This window comes from Paraburkholderia denitrificans, from assembly GCF_042655705.1.
GTDB classification, from domain to species: Bacteria; Pseudomonadota; Gammaproteobacteria; order Burkholderiales; family Burkholderiaceae; genus Paraburkholderia; species Paraburkholderia denitrificans.
This window is the reverse complement of record NZ_JBHSMP010000001.1, coordinates 1-19,188: the sequence shown is the minus strand read 5'-3', so window position 1 is coordinate 19,188 and position 19,188 is coordinate 1. Positions and strand designations below refer to the sequence as shown.

Annotated in this window: 19 protein-coding genes and 1 tRNA gene; 14 read left to right on the top strand and 6 right to left on the bottom strand. The window is 61.8% G+C overall.

The window, feature by feature from the left end:
• Positions 1 to 474: 474 nt before the first annotated feature.
• Positions 475 to 1,695 carry a CaiB/BaiF CoA transferase family protein gene (locus ACFPTO_RS00100; protein ID WP_377708534.1) on the top strand — a complete coding sequence of 407 codons (1,221 nt, stop codon included), beginning with the start codon at positions 475 to 477 and terminating at the stop codon, positions 1,693 to 1,695.
• An 81-nt stretch (positions 1,696 to 1,776) separates the two neighbouring features.
• On the opposite strand, the gene ACFPTO_RS00095 is transcribed toward ACFPTO_RS00100, so the two are convergent.
• Positions 1,777 to 2,346, bottom strand: coding sequence for an RBBP9/YdeN family alpha/beta hydrolase (locus tag ACFPTO_RS00095; RefSeq protein WP_377708532.1), 570 nt, complete (start codon positions 2,344 to 2,346; stop codon positions 1,777 to 1,779).
• A gap of 198 nt (positions 2,347 to 2,544) precedes the next feature.
• Here ACFPTO_RS00095 and ACFPTO_RS00090 point away from each other — a divergent pair, with 198 nt between their 5' ends.
• Entirely contained in the window at positions 2,545 to 4,263 is a 1,719-nt protein-coding gene (locus tag ACFPTO_RS00090; RefSeq protein ID WP_377708530.1) for a glutamine--tRNA ligase/YqeY domain fusion protein, read from the top strand.
• A 154-nt stretch (positions 4,264 to 4,417) separates the two neighbouring features.
• Here the strand turns inward: ACFPTO_RS00090 and ACFPTO_RS00085 are convergent, their stop codons facing one another.
• Together ACFPTO_RS00085 and ACFPTO_RS00080 are read right to left on the bottom strand one after the other, a co-directional pair.
• Complete coding sequence (locus ACFPTO_RS00085) at positions 4,418 to 4,861, bottom strand: hypothetical protein (RefSeq protein WP_377708528.1); 444 nt, start codon at positions 4,859 to 4,861, stop codon at positions 4,418 to 4,420.
• Between the two features lie 273 nt (positions 4,862 to 5,134).
• Positions 5,135 to 5,584 (bottom strand): NUDIX hydrolase, encoded by a 450-nt coding sequence (locus ACFPTO_RS00080; RefSeq protein WP_293034604.1) that lies wholly within the window; start codon positions 5,582 to 5,584, stop codon positions 5,135 to 5,137.
• Positions 5,585 to 6,611: 1,027 nt separating this feature from the next.
• Between ACFPTO_RS00080 and ACFPTO_RS00075 the strand changes: the two genes are divergently transcribed.
• Positions 6,612 to 6,938 (top strand): hypothetical protein, encoded by a 327-nt coding sequence (locus ACFPTO_RS00075; protein ID WP_377708527.1) that lies wholly within the window; start codon positions 6,612 to 6,614, stop codon positions 6,936 to 6,938.
• Positions 6,939 to 6,973: 35 nt separating this feature from the next.
• Here the strand turns inward: ACFPTO_RS00075 and ACFPTO_RS00070 are convergent, their stop codons facing one another.
• Positions 6,974 to 7,381, bottom strand: a complete 408-nt coding sequence (locus ACFPTO_RS00070; RefSeq protein ID WP_377708525.1) for a type II toxin-antitoxin system death-on-curing family toxin — start codon at positions 7,379 to 7,381, stop codon at positions 6,974 to 6,976.
• A gap of 1,075 nt (positions 7,382 to 8,456) precedes the next feature.
• Between ACFPTO_RS00070 and ACFPTO_RS00065 the strand changes: the two genes are divergently transcribed.
• The 6 genes from ACFPTO_RS00065 (at position 8,457) to ACFPTO_RS00040 (ending at position 12,693) form a co-directional block, all read left to right on the top strand.
• On the top strand, positions 8,457 to 9,827 hold the full coding sequence (locus ACFPTO_RS00065; RefSeq protein ID WP_377708523.1) for a tyrosine-type recombinase/integrase: 1,371 nt from the start codon (positions 8,457 to 8,459) through the stop codon (positions 9,825 to 9,827).
• Positions 9,828 to 9,928: 101 nt separating this feature from the next.
• Positions 9,929 to 10,849, top strand: a complete 921-nt coding sequence (locus ACFPTO_RS00060; protein ID WP_377708521.1) for a hypothetical protein — start codon at positions 9,929 to 9,931, stop codon at positions 10,847 to 10,849.
• Positions 10,850 to 10,992: 143 nt separating this feature from the next.
• Positions 10,993 to 11,211 (top strand): helix-turn-helix domain-containing protein, encoded by a 219-nt coding sequence (locus ACFPTO_RS00055; protein WP_377708519.1) that lies wholly within the window; start codon positions 10,993 to 10,995, stop codon positions 11,209 to 11,211.
• The gene (locus ACFPTO_RS00050) at positions 11,208 to 11,666 is read left to right on the top strand and encodes a hypothetical protein (protein ID WP_377708518.1); all 459 of its coding nucleotides are present in this window, start codon (positions 11,208 to 11,210) and stop codon (positions 11,664 to 11,666) included. The genes ACFPTO_RS00055 and ACFPTO_RS00050 overlap by 4 nt, the downstream gene beginning before the upstream one ends.
• 3 nt (positions 11,667 to 11,669) lie before the next feature.
• Positions 11,670 to 12,134: a hypothetical protein gene (locus ACFPTO_RS00045; protein ID WP_377708516.1), complete on the top strand. Its 465-nt coding sequence runs from the start codon at positions 11,670 to 11,672 to the stop codon at positions 12,132 to 12,134.
• A 145-nt stretch (positions 12,135 to 12,279) separates the two neighbouring features.
• On the top strand, positions 12,280 to 12,693 hold the full coding sequence (locus ACFPTO_RS00040; protein ID WP_377708515.1) for a single-stranded DNA-binding protein: 414 nt from the start codon (positions 12,280 to 12,282) through the stop codon (positions 12,691 to 12,693).
• Positions 12,694 to 13,084: 391 nt separating this feature from the next.
• On the opposite strand, the gene ACFPTO_RS00035 is transcribed toward ACFPTO_RS00040, so the two are convergent.
• Both ACFPTO_RS00035 and ACFPTO_RS00030 read right to left on the bottom strand, forming a co-directional pair.
• Positions 13,085 to 13,161 (bottom strand) — tRNA-Arg (locus ACFPTO_RS00035).
• Positions 13,162 to 13,263: 102 nt separating this feature from the next.
• Entirely contained in the window at positions 13,264 to 14,094 is an 831-nt protein-coding gene (locus ACFPTO_RS00030; protein WP_377708605.1) for an undecaprenyl-diphosphate phosphatase, read from the bottom strand.
• Between the two features lie 351 nt (positions 14,095 to 14,445).
• On the opposite strand from ACFPTO_RS00030, the gene ACFPTO_RS00025 reads away from it, so the two are divergent.
• The 5 genes from ACFPTO_RS00025 to ACFPTO_RS00005 all read left to right on the top strand — a co-directional run bounded on the left by ACFPTO_RS00025 (position 14,446) and on the right by ACFPTO_RS00005 (position 19,005).
• Entirely contained in the window at positions 14,446 to 15,357 is a 912-nt protein-coding gene (locus tag ACFPTO_RS00025) for an aldose epimerase family protein (protein WP_377708513.1), read from the top strand.
• Positions 15,358 to 15,535: 178 nt separating this feature from the next.
• Complete coding sequence (locus tag ACFPTO_RS00020) at positions 15,536 to 16,267, top strand: peptidoglycan DD-metalloendopeptidase family protein (RefSeq protein WP_377708511.1); 732 nt, start codon at positions 15,536 to 15,538, stop codon at positions 16,265 to 16,267.
• A gap of 605 nt (positions 16,268 to 16,872) precedes the next feature.
• Positions 16,873 to 17,181 carry a DUF2288 domain-containing protein gene (locus ACFPTO_RS00015; protein ID WP_377708509.1) on the top strand — a complete coding sequence of 103 codons (309 nt, stop codon included), beginning with the start codon at positions 16,873 to 16,875 and terminating at the stop codon, positions 17,179 to 17,181.
• On the top strand, positions 17,178 to 18,530 hold the full coding sequence (locus ACFPTO_RS00010; RefSeq protein WP_377708507.1) for an MATE family efflux transporter: 1,353 nt from the start codon (positions 17,178 to 17,180) through the stop codon (positions 18,528 to 18,530). The genes ACFPTO_RS00015 and ACFPTO_RS00010 overlap by 4 nt, the downstream gene beginning before the upstream one ends.
• A gap of 301 nt (positions 18,531 to 18,831) precedes the next feature.
• Positions 18,832 to 19,005: a hypothetical protein gene (locus tag ACFPTO_RS00005; protein WP_377708505.1), complete on the top strand. Its 174-nt coding sequence runs from the start codon at positions 18,832 to 18,834 to the stop codon at positions 19,003 to 19,005.
• Positions 19,006 to 19,188: the final 183 nt, after the last annotated feature.

The window sequence follows — 19,188 nt, the reverse complement described above, 5'->3', positions numbered from 1 at the left end:
CCGCGCGCGTGGCGCCGACGTGACGGCCGGACAGCGTTCTGGTTTTCTATCGGAGTAATGGCTTGCGTTGGTTCCGGTCCGACCGGTGGCGATCCGGGCAGTTGCGAACCGGTTGCGAGCGGTTCGCGGCCGTATCAGTCGCCGGGAATCGGTCGATTATACGGGATCGAAGCGGGATCGAAGCAGCCGCGCGGTGGCACGGCCGGGCTGACTTGCGACGCGCCCCGGTCGCGTGCCAATCCGGCCTGGAATGCTCGACGAATGCACGGCAACTGCACGACAAACGCACGGCAAAAGGACGAAGGTCGTGAGCGAAATCCGCCCAGCTTATCGCCTTATCGGTCGCCATAGTTCCGCTAAGCGAAACACTGTACCGAAATTCACACTGCCACTGCGGGATCGCGTAAGATGCCGAAATCGGCCGCGCGCGAGGTAACGGGCGGCCAACCGCACAACAAACCTGGACGACACCGCATGGGCGCTCTCAGCCATATCCGCGTACTGGACCTCACCCGCGTGCTCGCGGGGCCGTGGTGCGCGCAGACCCTCGCCGACTTCGGCGCCGACGTGATCAAGGTGGAGCGCCCCGGCGCGGGCGACGACACGCGCCACTGGGGTCCCCCGTACCTGAAGACGCCCGACGGCAAGGACACGGCCGAAGCCGCCTACTATCTCGCCGCGAACCGCAACAAGCGCTCGGTGAGCGTGGATATCTCGACGCCCGAAGGACAGCGCATCGTGCGCGAACTCGCGGCGCAGAGCGACGTCGTGCTGGAAAACTACAAAGCCGGACAACTGAAGAAATACGGGCTCGACTACGAATCGCTGCGCGCCGTGAAGCCGGACCTCATCTACTGTTCGGTGACGGGTTTCGGCCAGACCGGCCCGTACGCCGCGCGCGCGGGCTACGACTTCATCGTGCAGGGTATCGGCGGCTTCATGAGCATCACCGGGGAGCGCGACAGCCTGCCGGGCGGCGGCCCGCAAAAAGCGGGCGTTGCCATCGCGGACCTCATGACCGGCATGTACGCGACCATCGCCGTGCTTACGGCGCTCGCACACCGCGACCGCACGGGCACGGGCCAGTACATCGACATGGCGCTGCTCGACGTGCAGGTGGCCATGCTCGCGAACATGAACTCGAACTACCTTGCGAGCGGCAAGCCGCCCGTGCGCTGGGGCAACGCGCACCCGAACATCGTGCCCTACCAGGCCTTCCAGACGAACGATAGCTGGATCATCCTCGCCGTCGGCAACGACGGGCAGTTCCGCAAGTTCGTCGAAGTGGCCGGAAGACCCGAACTCGCCGACGACGAGCGCTTCGCGACCAACCCCGCGCGCGTGCGTCACCGCGATACGCTCGTGCCGATCGTCGCCGACCTGGTCCGCTCGCGCACCAAGGCCGACTGGATCGCCGCGCTCGAAGCGGCAGGCGTGCCGTGCGGGCCGATCAACGATCTGTCCGAGGTGTTCGAGAACGAACAGGTCGTCGCGCGCGGGATGCAGGTGGAACTGCCGCACCCGTCGGGCGCGACGGCCAGGCTCGTGCGCAACCCCATCCGCATGAGCGAAACGCCGCCGCGCGTGGAGCGCCATCCGCCGACGCTCGGCGAGCACACCGACGCCGTCCTGCGCGACGTGCTCGGCTACGGCGAAGAGCAGGTCGCTGCGCTGCGCGGCAAGGGCGTCGTCTGAGCTTGCGCGGCAGCGGCACGCCGCTGCCCGCTTTACTGCCCCCGTCGCTGCCCCCGCTTCACTGCCCGCTTCACTGCGGCCTCACGTCGACATCGATTCGAGCCATTCGAGACCCTGCGGCCAGCCGCCGAGGCCGCTTTCCGCGTTGATATGACCGCGCGCGCCAATGCCGTTCCAGCGGCTTCCCCACGCCTGCGCGCAGCGTTCGGCGAACGGGATACCGCCATACGGATCGTCGCTGCTCGCGACGACGATGCTTGGAAACGGCAACGGGACGAGCGGAACCGGATCGAAGCCGTGGGCATCTGCGGGAAACTCGGGGCCGTGCGGATCCGGCACCGCCACGAGGAGCGCCCCCGCGACCTGCGCCACCCCGCCATCTGCACGCGCCGCGCTGGCGTGCCGCGCAGCCCAGTGGGCAATGGTCAGGCAGCCGAGGCTGTGCGCCGCCAGCAGCACGCGAGCGCCCGCGGCGCTCGCCTCGCGCACCGCCGAATCGAGCGCGCGGCACCAGGCATCGCACTCGGGATGCATCCAGTCGGGCATCTGCACCCGCACGAAACCGGCCTGTTCGTCTTCCCAGCGCGTCTGCCAATGCCCAGGCCCGGAATTCAGATAGCCCGGCAGCACCAGCACCCGTTGTTCTTTCATCGTTATTTCCCGTCAAATACGCCGCGATTGCGTCGACACGGCGTTGGCGCAGCATCGGCGCGAATCGGCACAACCTGCAAACTTCCTGCAAGCTGTCAGGGCTTCCTCACCCGGTTACGTCAGGTAAAATGGGCAGCACCACCCGGGCGTGTGAATTTTCGTTGAAATCGCGCCCTCGAACGATCTTCCCCTTCTCGCATGAATATCGAACGCAAAGACGCTGACCGCAGCGATGCGCCCGCGGCATCCAACTTCATCCGCAACATCATCGACGACGACAACCGCTCGGGCAAGTGGGGCCAGCGCGTGGAAACGCGCTTCCCGCCGGAGCCGAACGGCTATCTGCACATCGGCCACGCCAAGAGCATCTGCCTGAATTTCGGCGTGGCGAAGAGCTACGGCGGCGTATGCCACCTGCGCTTCGACGACACGAACCCGGAAAAGGAAAGCGTCGAATACGTCAACTCGATCATCGACGCGGTAACGTGGCTCGGCTTCGAATGGAAGAAGGCCGACCAGGACCACCTCTATTACGCGAGCGACTACTACGACAAGCTCTACGCATTCGCCGAACTGCTGATCGAGCGCGGCAAGGCGTATGTCGACAGCCAGAGCGCGGAAGAAATGCGCGCGAGCCGCGGCTCGCTCACGGAGCCGGGCAAGGCATCGCCGTACCGCGACCGCACGCCGGAGGAAAACCTCGCCCTGTTCCGCCGCATGAAGGCGGGCGAGTTCGCGGAAGGCGAGCACGTGCTGCGCGCGAAGATCGACATGGCGTCGCCGAACATCAACCTGCGCGACCCCGTGATCTACCGCATCCGCTTCGCACATCACTACCGCACCGGCGACAAATGGTGCGTGTATCCGATGTACGACTACACGCACTGCATCTCGGACGCGCTCGAAAACATCACACACTCGCTTTGCACGCTGGAGTTCGAGGACCATCGCCCGCTCTACGACTGGGTGCTGAACGAACTCGCGGACGCCGGCGTCTTCACGCGCCCGCTGCCGCAGCAAATCGAGTTTTCGCGCCTTAACCTGACCTACGCGATCACGAGCAAGCGCAAGCTGCTGCAGCTCGTGAACGAAGGCCATGTCGAAGGCTGGGACGATCCGCGTTTGCCCACCATCGTCGGCGTGCGCCGGCGCGGCTTCACGCCGGAGAGCATCCAGCTCTTTTGCGAGCGCATTGGCGTGACGAAGGTCGATTCGTGGATCGACATGAGCGTGTTCGAAGGCGCGCTGCGCGACGACCTCGACGAAAAGGCGCCGCGCACGACCGCCGTGCTCGACCCGCTCAAGCTCATCATCGACAACTACCCGGAAGGCCAGAGCGAAGACTGCACAGCGCCGGTGCATCCGCACCACCCGGAGCGCGGCCAGCGCACGTTCCCGATCTCGCGCGAACTGTGGATCGAGCGCGAAGATTTCACGGAAACGCCGCCGAAGGGCTACTTCCGCCTGTTCCCGGGCAACAAGGTGCGACTACGCTACGGCTTCGTCATCGAATGCACGGGCGCGGACAAGGACGAGAACGGCAACGTCATCGCCGTTCACTGCAACTACTTCCCGGACAGCAAATCGGGCACCGAAGGCGCGAACAACTACAAGGTGAAGGGCAACATCCACTGGGTGAGCGCAGCGCATGCGTACCCGGCGGAAGTGCGTCTCTACGACCGCCTGTTCCGCGAACCGCAGCCGGACGCGGGCGGACGCGACTTCCTCGAAGCGCTCAATCCGGACTCGAAGCGCGTCGCACACGCGTACCTCGAACCGGGCGCACGCAACGCCGCCGCGGAAGACCGCTATCAGTTCGAGCGTCACGGCTACTTCGTGGCGGATCGCGTCGATTCGAAACCGGGCCAGCCGGTGTTCAACCGCATCGTCGGCCTGCGCGACAGCTGGGCGAAGTAAGTCGGCTCGCTGGCTCACGCGCAAAAGAAAACCTGCTGCGTGAATCGCCAACCCGCGCCGCAAAGGTGCGGGAAAACCGAGGCTGATTCCCCACAATCCCCCGTAAACATGACGTTTCGGGGGATTTTCCGTTGAGGGAATGATTTGCGGGAGACTACGTCCTGATTTGAACTGATTGCTCGGGCTGACCGGGCAAGTGCTGGTTGCCTTGTGCCTCGCGCCAGGACACGGTTATCTCACCTTGCGACGGAGTGGCCATAGCCAGACGCTGTTGCCATTCCTCGCGAGCGGCGAGCAACGCGATGACGGACAACGCGACGAACAACACGATCAGCACCCGCGCGACCCATTTCCACATCTGGTTAACAACATTCGGCGAACTGCGCCAGGCAGCAATCAGCCAGAGGATCCACAAGGCGACGCCAACGATAGCGGGCAACCAGTATCCAGGGCTGCGCACATCGAATAAACCGTTCTTTTGACGGTTCAGTAGCAGGATCCAGATAATCTCAAGGACGATCCAAAGCGGTACACCAACCAGCCACCACACCTTCCAGAGCCTCTCCTGTCCGGCCCAAACTCGCTTGAGCGTTTCCATCGCATCTCCTTTAGTCGTGGTTCTCCTTGGCCTGAAGCTATCTGCCGAAGGCCCCTGCTCTGCGCGCCTGCGCACGCATACTTAGTGCCCGATCTCTAACGCAAAAACAAATCCTCCGAAACAAATCTCCTGAAACGGAGTTTGCGGGAATTGGCGAATCACACTCGTTGCGGCGTCCACTAACGCCTTTGCGGTACGGCCCGGCGGATCGCGCAACGGCTCTTCTGTTTCCCGACCGCCGATGCATCGATACTCCGACACGCCGAGGCGCGTTCACAGCGTGCGATGCAGCAGGACGAGCGAGAGCGTCGTCTCGAAGAGACGCGTGAGGCTGCGGCTTGCGAACTGCCCGACCTCGTCCGGCGCGATCCAGCGCCAGGCATCCATTTCGGGAATCATCACGCCGTCTTCGCGACGCGGGAACCACGACGTGCAGACGCAATGCGAAAGATCAAGTTCATTTGCGAGCGCACGTGCGGCGAACAGGTGCAGGTCTTTGTCGCGGCGATAAACGTAACGCCCCAGATCCTTCAGCCGCGACGAATCAAGCGCGATTCCGGTTTCCTCGACCATCTCGCGCACCGCGCTTTCGGCCTCGGTCTCGCCGGGCTCGCCGTGCCCCTTCGGGATGTCCCAGTGGTTCGTGCCGGTTGCATGCGCGAGCAACACACGGCCCGCGGGATCGAGCAGCACGGTGCCGCATGACACGACCTTGCCGTTCACCACGCTCGGTGCGCCTCCCGGTCGAGCCACGCGGCCGCCGATTGCGGCCGCGATACGCTCTGACCGAACCGGGTTCGGGTGGTCATCGAATGTTCTCCTTCATGAGCAATCGGATCGGAAAAAGAATAGCACGCGCGTTTTTTCTTGACTGCTGCCGCGCGGGAGTGTTGCGGCGATTACATGCTCTATCGGAGTGCGAATTTTTTTCATTTATGTTTATGTCCCGATTTCGCATGTGCAGATTAAACGGCACGATGAAAAGCGCGCGCACCCTCGACCCTGCAAAGTGGGTGTCTATGGAACGTGCGTCGATGTAGAAAGAATCCGCGGAGATCGCAGCGCACCAAACGGTGCGGCGGCAACGGAAGACATGCGAATCGACATGCAGTGGGCCTGAACGGCCCACCGATCCCCGCTGGCTCGTCGTACCCCGCTGCCTGATCTGTGCGCCGGGGAGTCAGCGGCAAGCCTGGGCAACGCGTGGCATTGCCCGGCTAACGTGCCGTACCAAGCGGCTCAAGCGGCGCGAGCGGCTCAGCAGGCGAGTACGTCGTCGATGACTCGTTGGCCCGCACTGTAGCCTGTACTCTGCACGTCGGCTACCGTCACGAACGGCTTTCGATTGTCAGACATAAGACGCATGGGTGCGACCGCGGGGCGGGTCGCCCCCATCCTGCCGATACGCACGACAGCAACAAAGCCGCACGCGGCCAACGAAGCAACGTTACCCGATGACGCCCGCATCGGCTCAGCCTCAACGGTTACGTCAAAGCCTCTGTAGTTGTACATCTTCTTCATCCAGCCCCCACCGAAATTCCGCGCATCAGGCTCAAGAAAGCTCGCCGGGTGGAAGTTTACTGGTTAGCAAAGGCTGTGGATCAGGCTGCGACGCTTGGTATCAGGCCTGCGTCAAAGGGGACATTCATCCCTAATTTCATGTCGCGTTTGGATACCCTGGCTGAGGCGGGATGCCGTCGCCGCATGCCAGAGGGGACGACTGGTGACGGGGCACAAATCAGCCGAGGTGATGCTCGAACGCATCATCGATGTGCAGTCGGAGTGCTTCGAACTGCAGCAAACCAACCAGCGTCTGCTCGCGGACGCCCAAGCGGCCAGCGCACGAGAGAACGCGCTGAAGGAGGAACTCCAGCAGATTCGCGATCTCGCTGCCGACTTCGCAGACAACTTTGAATTCCGGGTGACCTTGATGGGGTCGAGCTACGACCAAGGCGAGGTAGCTGGAGCTTACTTGTGCGCGAATTGCGCAGCGAGCGGCAAGAAGACATTCCTTCACCGTGCCCCGCCCGGATCACATTACGTCTGCTCGGCCGGACTCGGACATATCCAGCTGTGAAACCGCATAGGCGGCCGGTAGCGCGCGAAGCGGAGTCATTTGCCTATCTGGTTTGGCCGCACTACCGGGTCAATCTTCTTGGCCAGCGACGAGAAGATGTTTGCGAGGTCGAGGTAGTTGAGCTTGCCTTCGGCAATATCGACCATGATCTCCTCGAGCGCCTGCGTTCGCCCGACTTCGTACCCTTCTATGAAGAGATAGGTAAGAGCTGAAACGAGTGCCGTTCGCTTGTTAGCGTCTGAGAACGCATGGCCGCGCGCAATTGCCTCTGCATACAGCCCGGCAATTTCAAAAACGTCCGCTAACCCATCGTAGATAACCCGGTTCTCAATACGACCAAGGGCGCCCTCTAAGGCGCCCCTGTTCGCTCTGCCATTGAGACCCGGCTCCTGGCTGAGGATGAAGTCGTGCACGAGCACGACCATATCCACGTCAAGAATCATCTCTTAGCGAGAGCCTGAATGACGGAATGATGTTGCTCGTAAACACGTTTGGCGGCAGTAACGATCTGCCTACGACCATCCGCGGAGCTTGCATTGACCTTTGTTGTTGGGAGCTGTACGCCTGCCCGGGCCTTTACTTCGACTCCGTGGATGTTCCCGGTCTTACCTTTCATGACCATGGAATCTCCTTCGGGGTTGGGTTTTAGAGCGGTTGTCACACCGCTGTTAACGGCGATTCTACACAAAAAGTTTACTCGCAATAATTTGCAAGTTCGCTCTGGCTGCCGCAACGTTCGCTTTGACTGTCGCAGCGTGTCGCATCGCGGTCGGTACGGCGCCGCACGGTCTGTATTTGACGGCAAGTGCTTCAAATACAAGCATTAAAACGGGGCCACAATACATCATAGACGCACCGCGATCTGCTCGGGCGTCTCGCGGTAGCTGTGTTCCCGCAGCAACCGCGGATCCTTACGGCCGCCGCCCTAAGAGCGCGGCTGAGCAGTGCCCGAAAGCGCAGTAGCGTCAGTGACACCTGATTCGGACACTACGAGGACGACACCCAATATCTTGCTGCGAGCGTCCAGGGAAAACTCGTTTTTGAAAGTGACGCATAGGAGCTTAGCAAGCTAACGGAAGACTATAAGACCGTGGCCGGTATCTATTTTGACAACGTCTTTCGTCGCATGTGGGTCTACCCCGCAATCACTCGCGCCTGAACCAAGGCTTGGGTAGACGACCCGTTACCGATAGAATCTCGCCACACTCCCGCCACAACGAGAGTGGATTCCGACTCAGATTCCCGCAGTCGGCGAAATTCCAAGCATTTGATTTTTAATAGATTTTGGCGCGACAGGAGGGGCTCGAACCCCCGACCCTCGGCTTAGAAGGCCGAACAAGTCCACATTTCTCGGCGTTGACTGGAATTCCACAAAATCACGAAACGCCCGCCAGCAAAGGATTTAAAGGATTTCCCAGAAATAGGGACGTTGACCAGAATTGACCGATTTCCATAGAATCGGGTTACATGGTGGTTACATGGAATTCCCATGTAACCCGGAACCTAGGGAATCGAACAGTGGCGAAGGTCAATTTCACGGCGGCGCGGGTCAGCGGGCATAGCTGCCCTGCTGACAAGTATCAGGCGTTCATCTGGGATACCGCCGCCAGCGGCCTCGGCCTGCGGGCTACACAAGCGGGCGCGCTCACCTACATTTGGCAAGGCAAGCTCGACGGGGCAACTATCCGCGTCTCGATTGGTGCGCCGAAGGACTGGAGCATTGACAAGGTACGAGACGAGGCACGCCGCATTAAGCGGCTGGCTGATGCAGGGAAAGACCCGCGCGAGGAAATGGCCGAGCAACTTGCAGCCGTCGCTGCGCGCAAGCTGGAAGCACGCCGCAAGGATGCGACCGTGAGCGAAGCGTGGACCGCCTATCTCGACGCCCACCGCTCGAAATGGAGCAAGCGTCACATGCTCGACCACGAACACCTTGCGCAAGCTGGCGGACAGGAAAAGAAGCGCGGCAAGGGCTTGACCGTGGCGGGGCCGCTCGCGCCGCTCATGGGGCTAAAACTGTCCGACCTCGATGCCGAGCGCGTCGCCTCGTGGCTGCACGATGAGGCCCGAAGCCGCCCGACGAACGCCGAGCAAGCCTATCGCAAGCTGCGCGCGTTCATCCGCTGGTGCGACGAACGCCCGGACTATCGCGGCCTTGCTCCCGATGGTGCATACACCGCTCGCGCAGTGCGCGACGCTGTGCCCCGCCCGAAGGCGAAGGATGATTGCCTCCAGCGCGAACAACTCGCAACATGGTTTGGCGCGGTGCGCCGGATTGCCAACCCGGTAATCAGCGCGTACCTGCAAGGCTTGCTGCTAACGGGCGCACGCCGTGAGGAACTGGCCGGGCTCCGCTGGGATGACGTGGATTTTCAGTGGCGAAGCCTTCACGTCTCCGACAAGGTAGAAACCGAGACGGGCCGCGCAATCCCGCTGACGCCCTACCTTGCGTCCCTGCTACTCGAATTGAAACGACTCAACGACACGCCGCCGAACGTGCGCACGCTGGCACGCATGGAGGCCAATGGCAATGCATGGAAACCGTCTGAGTGGGTTTTCTCCAGCAAGACGGCGGCAGATGGAAAGCTGGCGGAGCCGCGCATCGCGCACACCAAGGCGCAGCAGATGGCCGGGTTGCCCCACGTAAGCCTACACGGGCTGCGGCGCTCGTTCGGCACACTGTCCGAGTGGGTTGAATGCCCGGTGGGCGTCGTGGCGCAGATTCAAGGCCACAAGCCGAGCGCGCTGGCGGAGAAGCATTACCGCCGCCGTCCGCTCGACCTGCTGCGCATGTGGCACGACAAGATTGAGGCGTGGATGCTCGACCAGGCGGGGATTCAGTTTGACGCCGAGCAGGCAAAGCCGGGATTGCGGGCGGTGAGCGTCTGACAGGTTACGCACCAGACTAGGCCGACGGGCCGAAAAGGGGGAAACCTTCGCCCGCCTGTCTGGTGCCCAAATGCGAAGGGTTGCGCCCTGAAGGAGCGCGAATGGACACACAACAATTACCTCAGCAACTCACTACGAAGGCGAAGTTTCAAGAGACGTTCATCGATGCAATTTCCCTTGCTCGGGCAGCCACCGCACTTGCCATCATGGACGTAGGCGAAAATAAAGACAGCGGTCTAATCTGGGCGTCTGAAGTGAAGTGGCAGACCGTAATTGACCACCTGCTGAGACAAGGCCAGTTACCGCTGATTGCGTACCACTACGATGGCGAAACAGGCCGCTTTGAGCCGACGACCGAACTGCAAGGCGCATGGGTTGCCACGGAAGAATTGCGCCACATTTTCGCGAACCCGCCGCGCGAGGCTATCGAAGAATTCGAACAGAAACGGCGCGACGAGGCGGAAAAGATGGCAAAGCAGGAAGCCGACCGCCGCGCCGCTGGCCGCTACAGATTGCGCGAAGCTGCCGAAGAAATTGCGCGCAACACCGGGGAGCGATTCGGCCCCATGCTTGAGAAATTGAAGGCCGCCGTATCCGCTGGCGCGCTGGTGGTGTATGAGCCAGGCCGCATTGCCCGCTACAACCCCAAGACTGTGCGCGACTTATACGAAGAGGCCCGCGCCGCCGACCTGAACGCATGGCTTGCAAAGAACGAACCGCTTATCACGTTTCGATTCCCTGAGCCGTCGAACGCCCCGGCCGGAAGCGCCGAGTCCGCAACCGCGCCCGGTGAGACCCCGGAACAACGCCAAAAACGCCGATTGGCTCGCTTTCGCAAATTGGGAGGGGATTTAGAGCGGGCCGGTGGCGACCAATGGAGACTCACTGGAATGCGTGGTGCGCTTGCCGCCCTGTCACGCGAGGAGAAGGTGGCGGGACGTGCGCGCCACGATGTGCGCGACGTGAAGCGGGAGCTTGTTAAGGCCGCTGAATCTGACATGCGGGACCAAAACGGGAGTTGATGCGGGAGACTCCCGGAATACCAACATATCAACGCCGAAGCACAAAGCCGAACACGGCAGAATCCTTGATGCGCTGAAACGAATTCGGCACGTTATCAGCGCTCCAAGGGGCCGCCGCGTGAGGCTCAGAAGTGGACGTTGATATGACCGACCTTCAAGGTAATCCCGCCATCCATGCCGCGCGCGGTATCGAGGCAGTTATCCCGACTGACGAAGCCGCCGCCGCGCTGAACCGCCGACCGCAAACTCTGCGCAAGTGGGCGTGTCTCGAAAACGGCCCCATTCGCCCTGTCCGCATCAATGGACGCCTCGCCTGGCGTGTCTCCGACATTCAGGCGCTGCTGAATGGGGGGCAAAAATGAAAAACGCCCGATCCCAACGAGAAGGAACGAGCGCCAAAGACCAAGGCTATTTTACAGTCGGAGCGCTGCCCAAGCGCACCAATACGGTTACTGCTGGTGTGCTGGCCACATTGCTAGAGGGCGACGTCGTAACCGGCATGGAAGCGGTATTCAAGCAAAGCACGACGCGCGCCGCCGCACTCATTTATTACCTTGAGGCGGACTACGGTTGGCATATCGAGCGCCGCGATATTGCGACCGGAACCAACGATGGCCGCGTCGCATGGGTTAGTGTGTACTGGCTAGCCGCCCAGGCCCGCGAGGCTGCCTTTGCTGCCGGCGCGCGCGCATGGATTGACGATGTAAAGGTTGCTGCCGACAAGCGCCGAAAGCAACGCGCTGCCGTCAAGGTGAGCGCCGCGAAGCTGAACGCCCGTCGCATCGATCCGCGCCAAGGCGATTTGTGGGAGGCGTGATGAATGGCGAAGCCAAAACGACGTGTGTCGAATCGCGACGCTGGGGGCTTTGTGGCGATTCCTTGGTTGGTGCTGGACAGCGCGACTTATCAGGGGTTGTCACATCCTGCAAAGGCGCTGTTGTTAGAGATCGCGCGCCAGTATCACCGCGACGACAACGGGCGAATGATTGTCACGCTCGCGTATCTGAAACCTCGCGGCTGGACCTCATACGACACGATAAACCGGGCCAAGCAGGAGCTCTTGGGCGCTGGCCTGATATACGAGACTGTGAAGGGATGCAGGCCGCACAAGGCGAGTTGGTACGCCTGCACGTGGTGGCCGCTCGACAAGTTGGATGGGTACGACGAAGGGGCGAGCGCTGGCTTTGTGCGCAGCGCGTACCTGAAAACCAGCCGGGAAAAATTGAGCCCCTTACTCCGGGAGACGGTGGATAGAGGCCACGAATTGCACCGGGAGACGGTGTAGATGCCCTCTCCACTACACCGCCAGACGGTGCTATTACGGGCGTTTTCGGGACTCTCTCTACACCGCCAGACGGTGACCCTCTAGATATGCCATCTAAAGCGGAACTTTGTTCCGGCATTGGACACGACGATTGCGAGGTGACGGCATGATTGACGGGCTGGTAAGCGGGAAGCTGTACGGCGCTGCGACGGAGCGCACGGGGCAGAGTGGGCGACCGTTCGTGGTTGCGAAGGTGCGCGCTGTCAGTGGCGAGGATGAGTCATTGTTCGTGAATGTGATTGCGTTCAGCGATACCACTAAAGCGGCATTGCTGGCGCTCGATGACGGCGATTCGTTGGCGCTGGCCGGGACACTCACGCCGAAGGTGTGGACCGACAAGCACGGCGACGCGAAACCGGCACTCGACATGGTGGCGCATGGGGTGCTGACGGCCTATCACGTAAAGCGTAAGCGCGAGGCGGTGCGAGGCGCTGATGCTGGCGGGGAGAAGCCGATGAGTGGAGCCGAGCAGGCGAGGCGCATGTATGGCGGCGGGCCGGATATGGATGATGACCTGTGAGGCTGCGATACACCGTCTAAAGGCCCCCTGTGCGGGGCCTTTTTTGTTGCCAGATAGACGCCTGATTGGCTACCGTGGCTCAGGTAGTCAGTCCATGAATTCTCAGTGGATTCATGGGCTTGGTCGCTAAAGTAGAGGGGAATAGTGAACGCATCGCGCGCACGCGCGAGGGGATGAGGCTGGCGGGGAGAAGCAGGGGCATTATCGGACCAATACCGCGCGCACGCGCGCGAGGGGATGAGCACCCTCGAATATCCGCACGTATCGCGCACGCGCGCGCGAGGGGATGCCGGGCCGCCAACGTTGACCGAATCCGGTTACATGGCGGTTACACGGTCGCTAGATAGCAAAAAGCCCGGTTTTCAAAACCGGGCTAAGCGCTTGATTTCACTGGTGCGACAGGAGGGGCTCGAACCCCCGACCCTCGGCTTAGAAGGCCGATGCTCTATCCAGCTGAGCTACTGTCGCGTAAGCGCGTGCCTGGCGCGCCGTCCCCCGCATGTGCAGGAGTACAGGCGCGGGATTATACCTTGATCGACCTGTGCCGGTCGTACCTCGGCGTGCGCGGTTTCAGACCGGCTGCTGATGCAGCACGAACCAGCCGAGGCAAATCGCGCCCGCAATCACACAGTACACGCCGAACGACGCGAGGCGTCCACGGCCTTCGAAATAGCGCATCAGAAACCGCACGCTGAGCCACGCAGCGATGCCCGTGAGCACGCCGCCCACCACAGCCGTCATCAACTGGTCGCGTGCGTGAAAGAGCTTGGGCAGTTCGAGCAGGCCCGCGGCGAAGATGATCGGCGTGCCGAGCAGGAACGAAAACTCGGCGGCCTTCTCGGCCGTAAGACCCGCGGCGTTGCCCGCGATCATCGTGAGGCCGCTGCGCGAGAAGCCCGGAATCAACGCGCCGATCTGCGCAAGACCGACGAGAAACGCCTGGCGGAATGTGAGCTTCTCGGGTGCGCGATGCATGCGCGCGCGTTGCAAGCGGTCGCCGAACCACAGCAGCACGCCGTTGATCATGAGCGCCGCAGCGACGATGCGCAGATCGTGAAAGAGCGTCTCGATGCGCTTTTCCAGCACAAGGCCGACAAGACCCGCGGGAATCGTACCGATGATAAGCGCCCACATCATGTGGCCATCGTCGCTCTTGTGGCCGGCGAGCGAGCCGATAAAACCGCGGATCAGCGCAACCCAGCGCTCGCGGAAATACCAGAGCAGCGCGACCGCTGTGCCCAGATGCAGTGCGACGAGGAACGGCAGCAGCTGCGGCGCATGTTTGTCGATGTGCATGCCGAAGAGCGCCGGCACGAGCAGCGTATGGCCGAGACTGCTCACGGGAAAGAGTTCGGTGACGCCCTGCAGTACACTCAGAGACAATAGAAACCAGAGACTCACTCGCAGATCCTCGAAATGGGTAGACATGGCGCCGAACCGCCACGCTGACGGTGCGACGAAGCGTCCCGATTATGCCGGGGCAGTACCGTAGCGCCAAGTAGCGAGGCGCATTTGTCGAGAAATTTACGGCACCGCAACAATTTCTAACGAAGCCGCGCGATGATGCCAAGGCGTGATCGCCGAAAATGAATCCCGGCAAACGTGGCAACCGCACAGGCTGGATATCTCGCACCTTACGCGCGCATTACCGACGAAGGTTTCCACGCTTCGGAAAGCGGCGCACAATCCGCGTTCATAGCCGGTTTATAGCCGAAATCACGGCCCCTTTTCACGTCATCTACACGCCAGGCCATGGAATCACGCCCTCCGCAGGACATTCTCGAACTCTCCAGCGGCGCTTCGACGTTGCGTTTCGCACCGTGGGCGGGCGGCCGCCTGCTCTCATGGCATATCGACGGTCAGCCGGTCATCCACTGGCCCGAGCACGCGAACTGGAGCCAGCCAGCGCGCATTCGCGGCGGCAACCCGCTGCTGTTCCCGTTTCTCGGACGCCATCGTGTCGATGGACAGATCGGGCGCTGGCGCGATGCGCAAGGCGTCGTGCGTGATTTGCCGATGCACGGTTTCGCGCGCGACCTGCCCTTTTCTGCGCAAATCGACGACGACGGCCGCGGCGTCCGCATGACGCTTGCCGATTCAGCGGCCACGCGCGCGGGCTATCCGTTTGCGTTCCGTTTCGAAGCCGCCTACCGCCTCGTCGACGAGCGCACGCTCGAAGTGTCGCTGACGACAACCAATCGAGGCACCGAGCCGCTGCCCTGGTACGCTGGCCACCACTTTTACTTCGCGCTGCCCCATGCACAGCGCGCGCAGACCACGCTGGAACTGCCGCCCACCACGCGCCGCCATCAGTTACCCGATGGCTCGATCAGCGCTGTGGAACCGGGGGAAGCGCAATACCGGCTCGATGATCCGGGCATTGTCGACCGCTTCCACATCCTCAACCCGACACCGCCTTCGGCTCCGGTACGCATGGTTGCGCCGGCGCTCCATCGCAGCGTCACGATCGACCTCGACCGGCCCGACTCGCTGCCGTGGTATGCGGTGACGACGTGGACCGAGGCCGACGACTCCGACTTCTACTGCGTCGAGCCGTGGCTCGGTCTGCCGGACGCGATCCATAACGGCCTCGGTCTGCGCTTGCTCGCGCCCGGCGCGTCGGAGACAGCCGTTCTGCGAATCAGCGTGGACGCGCTCGCCTGACGCGCGCATCGCTCCCTTCAGGCTCCGTTCGGGGCCCTATGTCAGCCATCCTGAGGTGCTACCGCTTGCGTCTGAGGTGCGACGGTTTGCGCGGGGGTAAACCCGTTAAAATCAGACGATTGCCACCGCGGAATCGCCGCACGGCAAGCTCTTGCGGGGTTCGAGGTTGACAAAAACAATGTTGGCAAAAAGGATCAGACGGGGAATCGGGCAATTCGCGTGTGCGACGCTCGTCGCGCTGCTTGCCGCGTGCGGATTGCCGCCGGTCGGGCCGGGCTTCTATCGCGTGGAGTCCGGCGACACGGTGAGCAAGATTGCACGTGACAATCGGCAACCGGTGCAGAACATCGTGCGCTGGAACGGCCTGTCGAACCCCAACGCTATCGAAGTCGGCCAGGTCCTGCGCGTAGCGCCGCCTGCGAGCACCTCTACGGCGGCGGCACCAGCAGCGACAGCCGCAACGGCCCCCGCTCCGCGCGCGAGTCGCCCCGCGCGGCCCACGGCACCCGACACCCCGCCGAAGCCAACGGCCGTTCCCGCGACGTCCATTTCGCTTATCTGGCCCACGAATGGCAAAGTGATTCGCACGTTCGACGGCCGCGATTCGAAGGGAATCGATATCGTCAACGCTGCGGGCACGCCGGTAATTGCGGCAGCGGCCGGGAAGGTCGTCTATGCGGGCAACGGCTTGCGCGGATATGGCAACCTGCTGATCCTCAAGCACAACGGCGACTACCTGACCGCGTACGCGCATAATCAGGCGCTGCTCGTGAAGGAAGGGCAAGCGGTTACGCAGGGCCAGCAGATCGCGCAGATGGGCAATAGCGACAATGATCGCGTGATGCTCCATTTCGAACTGCGTTACCAGGGCCGATCGATCGACCCGGCACGCGAACTGCCTCCACGTTGAGGACGCCGCTACACTTCCGATAAATAAAAAAAGCCCGGCATGGAGCCGGGCTAACGGGGGTTTGGCGCATTTCGGCAAAGGACCGGTTTACCATGCGCCGAGACGCAATCTATCAACGGCCTGACATCGCTGCAATCTTTTAATTCTCTCGAAAATGTGTCGCGGCGCACCGATTATGGGACACGTGGACTTTCTTATGAACTCAGGAGATCAAAAGAATGCGAACGCACATAGATAAACCACATCAAATATAGATTACAAATACAATACAAATTACATCAACATATTGATTATATTGATTTTTACATTCATCTAAGAATGTCGCCAAGGTGTCCGCGGCGGGCTTCTTTCAGCCAATCGGAAGCCATTGATGCCGCCAGTTTCAAGCGCACAGTTTTTAGTGGGCGAGCGCACGTATAAAGTCAATTAAGCGGAAGGCACACACGAGATTGAAGCGCTTTCATTCTCACCGGTTTATGTCTGATTAAGGCTGGAATATCTCAGATATTAATATTATAGTTAATGCGACGACGCTGCGCCGACCGCCCGCTCGCGATGACCTCCCAATCGTTTATAGTATCGGCCGCAACCGTTTCTCAATGACCATGACTACTCCCGACGCCACACCCAGTCAGCTGTACACCAAGCTCCTCGGCGAAACAGCCAAAATCGACTGGCAAGATCTCGAACGTTTTTTCGCGCAAGGCAAGCTGCTTTCGGTGGCACGCGATCTTGATCTCGTCAGCATCGCCGAGGCCATTGCCAACGATGACGCCAAACGCGTCACGCAATGGCTGTCGTCGGGGCTCGTCGAACGGATGCAAGCCGCCACCGCAGCCGACTACGCGGCGCGCAAGCCGGAGCTGTGGGCCGTCGTGGTCTCGCCGTGGGTCTGCGTGCAGGAACGCGGTTGAGCGGAGACGTCCCGCTCCCGGCGCAGCGCGGATGGCATCGGCGTGTCCTGACGCTCGCGTTTCCCATCGTCCTCGCCAACCTCACGCAGCCGATTCTCGGCGCCGTCGACACAGCGGTAGCCGGCCATCTGGGCAGCGCAGCAGATCTCGGCGGCGTAGCGCTCGGCGGGCTGTTCTTCAACTTCGTGTTCTGGGGCTTCGGCTTCCTGCGCATGGGCACTACCGGGCTCGTCGCACAGGCATTCGGTGCGGGCGACCGCATCGGCCTGCGGGCCAATGTCGCTCGCGCGTTGTTGCTGGCATTCGCGATCGGCGCTGTGATCCTGCTCATGCAAGCGCCTTTGATCCGCCATGCACTCGCATTGATCGGCGCAAGCGGCGAGGTGCAGCGTAACGCGCAGACATACTGCGAGGCGCGCATCGGCGCCGCGCCGTTCTCCCTCGCGAACTATGTCGTCCTCGGTTATCTGCTCGGTACGCAGCGCGTACGTCTCGCGCTCGCGGCTCAGGTGTTCGTCAACGTCGCGAACGTGATCGCGGTGCTGCTGTACGTGTACGGGCTCGGCTGGGGCATTGCGGGCATCGGTACGGCCACGGCCACCGCCGATACGCTCGGCTTCGTGTTCGGCGCCGTCGTGCTCCGCTATCAGCTACCGCGCGGGTTGCCACGGTTGCGCCTCGATCGCGTCCTCGAACCCGCAGCGCTCGGGCGGCTCGTCGCGATCAATCGCGACATCTTTCTGCGCACGATGTGCCTGCTCGGGTCCTTCGGGTGGTTCGCGCATATCGGCGCGAAGCAAGGCGACGCTATCCTCGCCGCGAACGCCCTGCTCCTGAATTTTCAGACCTTCATGGCATACGGGCTGGATGGCTTCGCCCATGCCGCCGAGGCGCTGGTCGGTGCCGCAATCGGCGCGCGCGATCGCAACGCATTCCACCAGGCGGTGAAGGTCAATCTGTTCTGGTCCGTGCTCGGTGCGCTCGCATTCTCGGCGATTTACTGGGTCGCCGGAAGCTGGATCATCGAGCAACTGACCAACCAAGCCGATGTGCGAACCGCTGCGGAGCGTTTTCTGCCTTGGGCAGCACTGTCGCCGCTTGTGTCGGTATGGGGTTTCTTGCTCGACGGTGTATTCATCGGCGCGACACGCACACGCGAGCTGATGCGCTCGATGGCGATATCGCTCGCCGTATTCCTCGTCACGTCGTGGGCGCTGGTCGGCACATTCGGCAACCACGGCCTGTGGACTGCCCTGCTCATCTTCATGGGTGTGCGCGGCTTGACGCTCTCGCCACTGTTGCCGCGCATTGCCGGCGCAATCCGTCCTGCCACTGCGCAACCGCAATAAGACGATTCACGCGCGGTTATTGAGCGGGTGGCAGGTTGTCGATCATCATTGGCGGCCGGTCGTCGGTGGGGACACCGTGATAGTCCGGAGGATCGTGCGGCGGCGGTCCGCCGTGCCTGCTCGCAGTATTGTCGGCGCACGCGGAAAGCAAAGCGGCCACTGCGGCCACCAGAAGAACACGAAACATCGGATCCAATCCTTTCAAAATTATTTCGTTTTGCCGCCTTGGTACAGCACGCTATTTTTTCTGACTCGCGGCTGTCCTAAGATAGAAAAATGGCCGCAACCAAAGGAGGCTGCCATGGATGCCGAAAGTATTGCGGGCCTGATCGGACTGGCCGTCGGTCTACTGGTGCTGCTTGCACTGTCGATCTACGAATCCCGAGCCTACCGCAAGGAACACGAGGGCGAAGGCATGATGCATCACTGGCTTGCCGTGCATCACGTGCTTGAGCGGGTGCACCGCAAACACTGAAGCACAGCGCGCGGGGGCGGACGAACCGCGCAAGCCGCAGCGCCAATACGACCTGCGCCACTGGTCGCTAAGGAGCGTTTTGTCTCGCGGACCTTAAAATCGTCGCTTTTTCAGGCACAAACGCCGAAACCCCGGCGCTCAGGGAGACACCGGGGTTTCGGATACAGCATAAGGAGCCTGACG

Bases quoted from the DNA above. Each gene is read 5' to 3' on its own strand.
- ACFPTO_RS00025 (WP_377708513.1), top strand. From the start codon at position 14,446: ATGGAATCACGCCCTCCGCAGGACATTCTCGAACTCTCCAGCGGCGCT.
- ACFPTO_RS00015 (WP_377708509.1), top strand. From the start codon at position 16,873: ATGACTACTCCCGACGCCACACCCAGTCAGCTGTACACCAAGCTCCTC.
- ACFPTO_RS00045 (WP_377708516.1), top strand. From the start codon at position 11,670: ATGGCGAAGCCAAAACGACGTGTGTCGAATCGCGACGCTGGGGGCTTT.
- ACFPTO_RS00040 (WP_377708515.1), top strand. From the start codon at position 12,280: ATGATTGACGGGCTGGTAAGCGGGAAGCTGTACGGCGCTGCGACGGAG.
- ACFPTO_RS00075 (WP_377708527.1), top strand. From the start codon at position 6,612: ATGCTCGAACGCATCATCGATGTGCAGTCGGAGTGCTTCGAACTGCAG.
- ACFPTO_RS00095 (WP_377708532.1), bottom strand. From the start codon at position 2,346: ATGAAAGAACAACGGGTGCTGGTGCTGCCGGGCTATCTGAATTCCGGG.
- ACFPTO_RS00085 (WP_377708528.1), bottom strand. From the start codon at position 4,861: ATGGAAACGCTCAAGCGAGTTTGGGCCGGACAGGAGAGGCTCTGGAAG.
- ACFPTO_RS00020 (WP_377708511.1), top strand. From the start codon at position 15,536: ATGTTGGCAAAAAGGATCAGACGGGGAATCGGGCAATTCGCGTGTGCG.
- ACFPTO_RS00100 (WP_377708534.1), top strand. From the start codon at position 475: ATGGGCGCTCTCAGCCATATCCGCGTACTGGACCTCACCCGCGTGCTC.
- ACFPTO_RS00050 (WP_377708518.1), top strand. From the start codon at position 11,208: ATGAAAAACGCCCGATCCCAACGAGAAGGAACGAGCGCCAAAGACCAA.
- ACFPTO_RS00005 (WP_377708505.1), top strand. From the start codon at position 18,832: ATGGATGCCGAAAGTATTGCGGGCCTGATCGGACTGGCCGTCGGTCTA.
- ACFPTO_RS00055 (WP_377708519.1), top strand. From the start codon at position 10,993: ATGACCGACCTTCAAGGTAATCCCGCCATCCATGCCGCGCGCGGTATC.
- ACFPTO_RS00090 (WP_377708530.1), top strand. From the start codon at position 2,545: ATGAATATCGAACGCAAAGACGCTGACCGCAGCGATGCGCCCGCGGCA.
- ACFPTO_RS00070 (WP_377708525.1), bottom strand. From the start codon at position 7,381: ATGATTCTTGACGTGGATATGGTCGTGCTCGTGCACGACTTCATCCTC.
- ACFPTO_RS00060 (WP_377708521.1), top strand. From the start codon at position 9,929: ATGGACACACAACAATTACCTCAGCAACTCACTACGAAGGCGAAGTTT.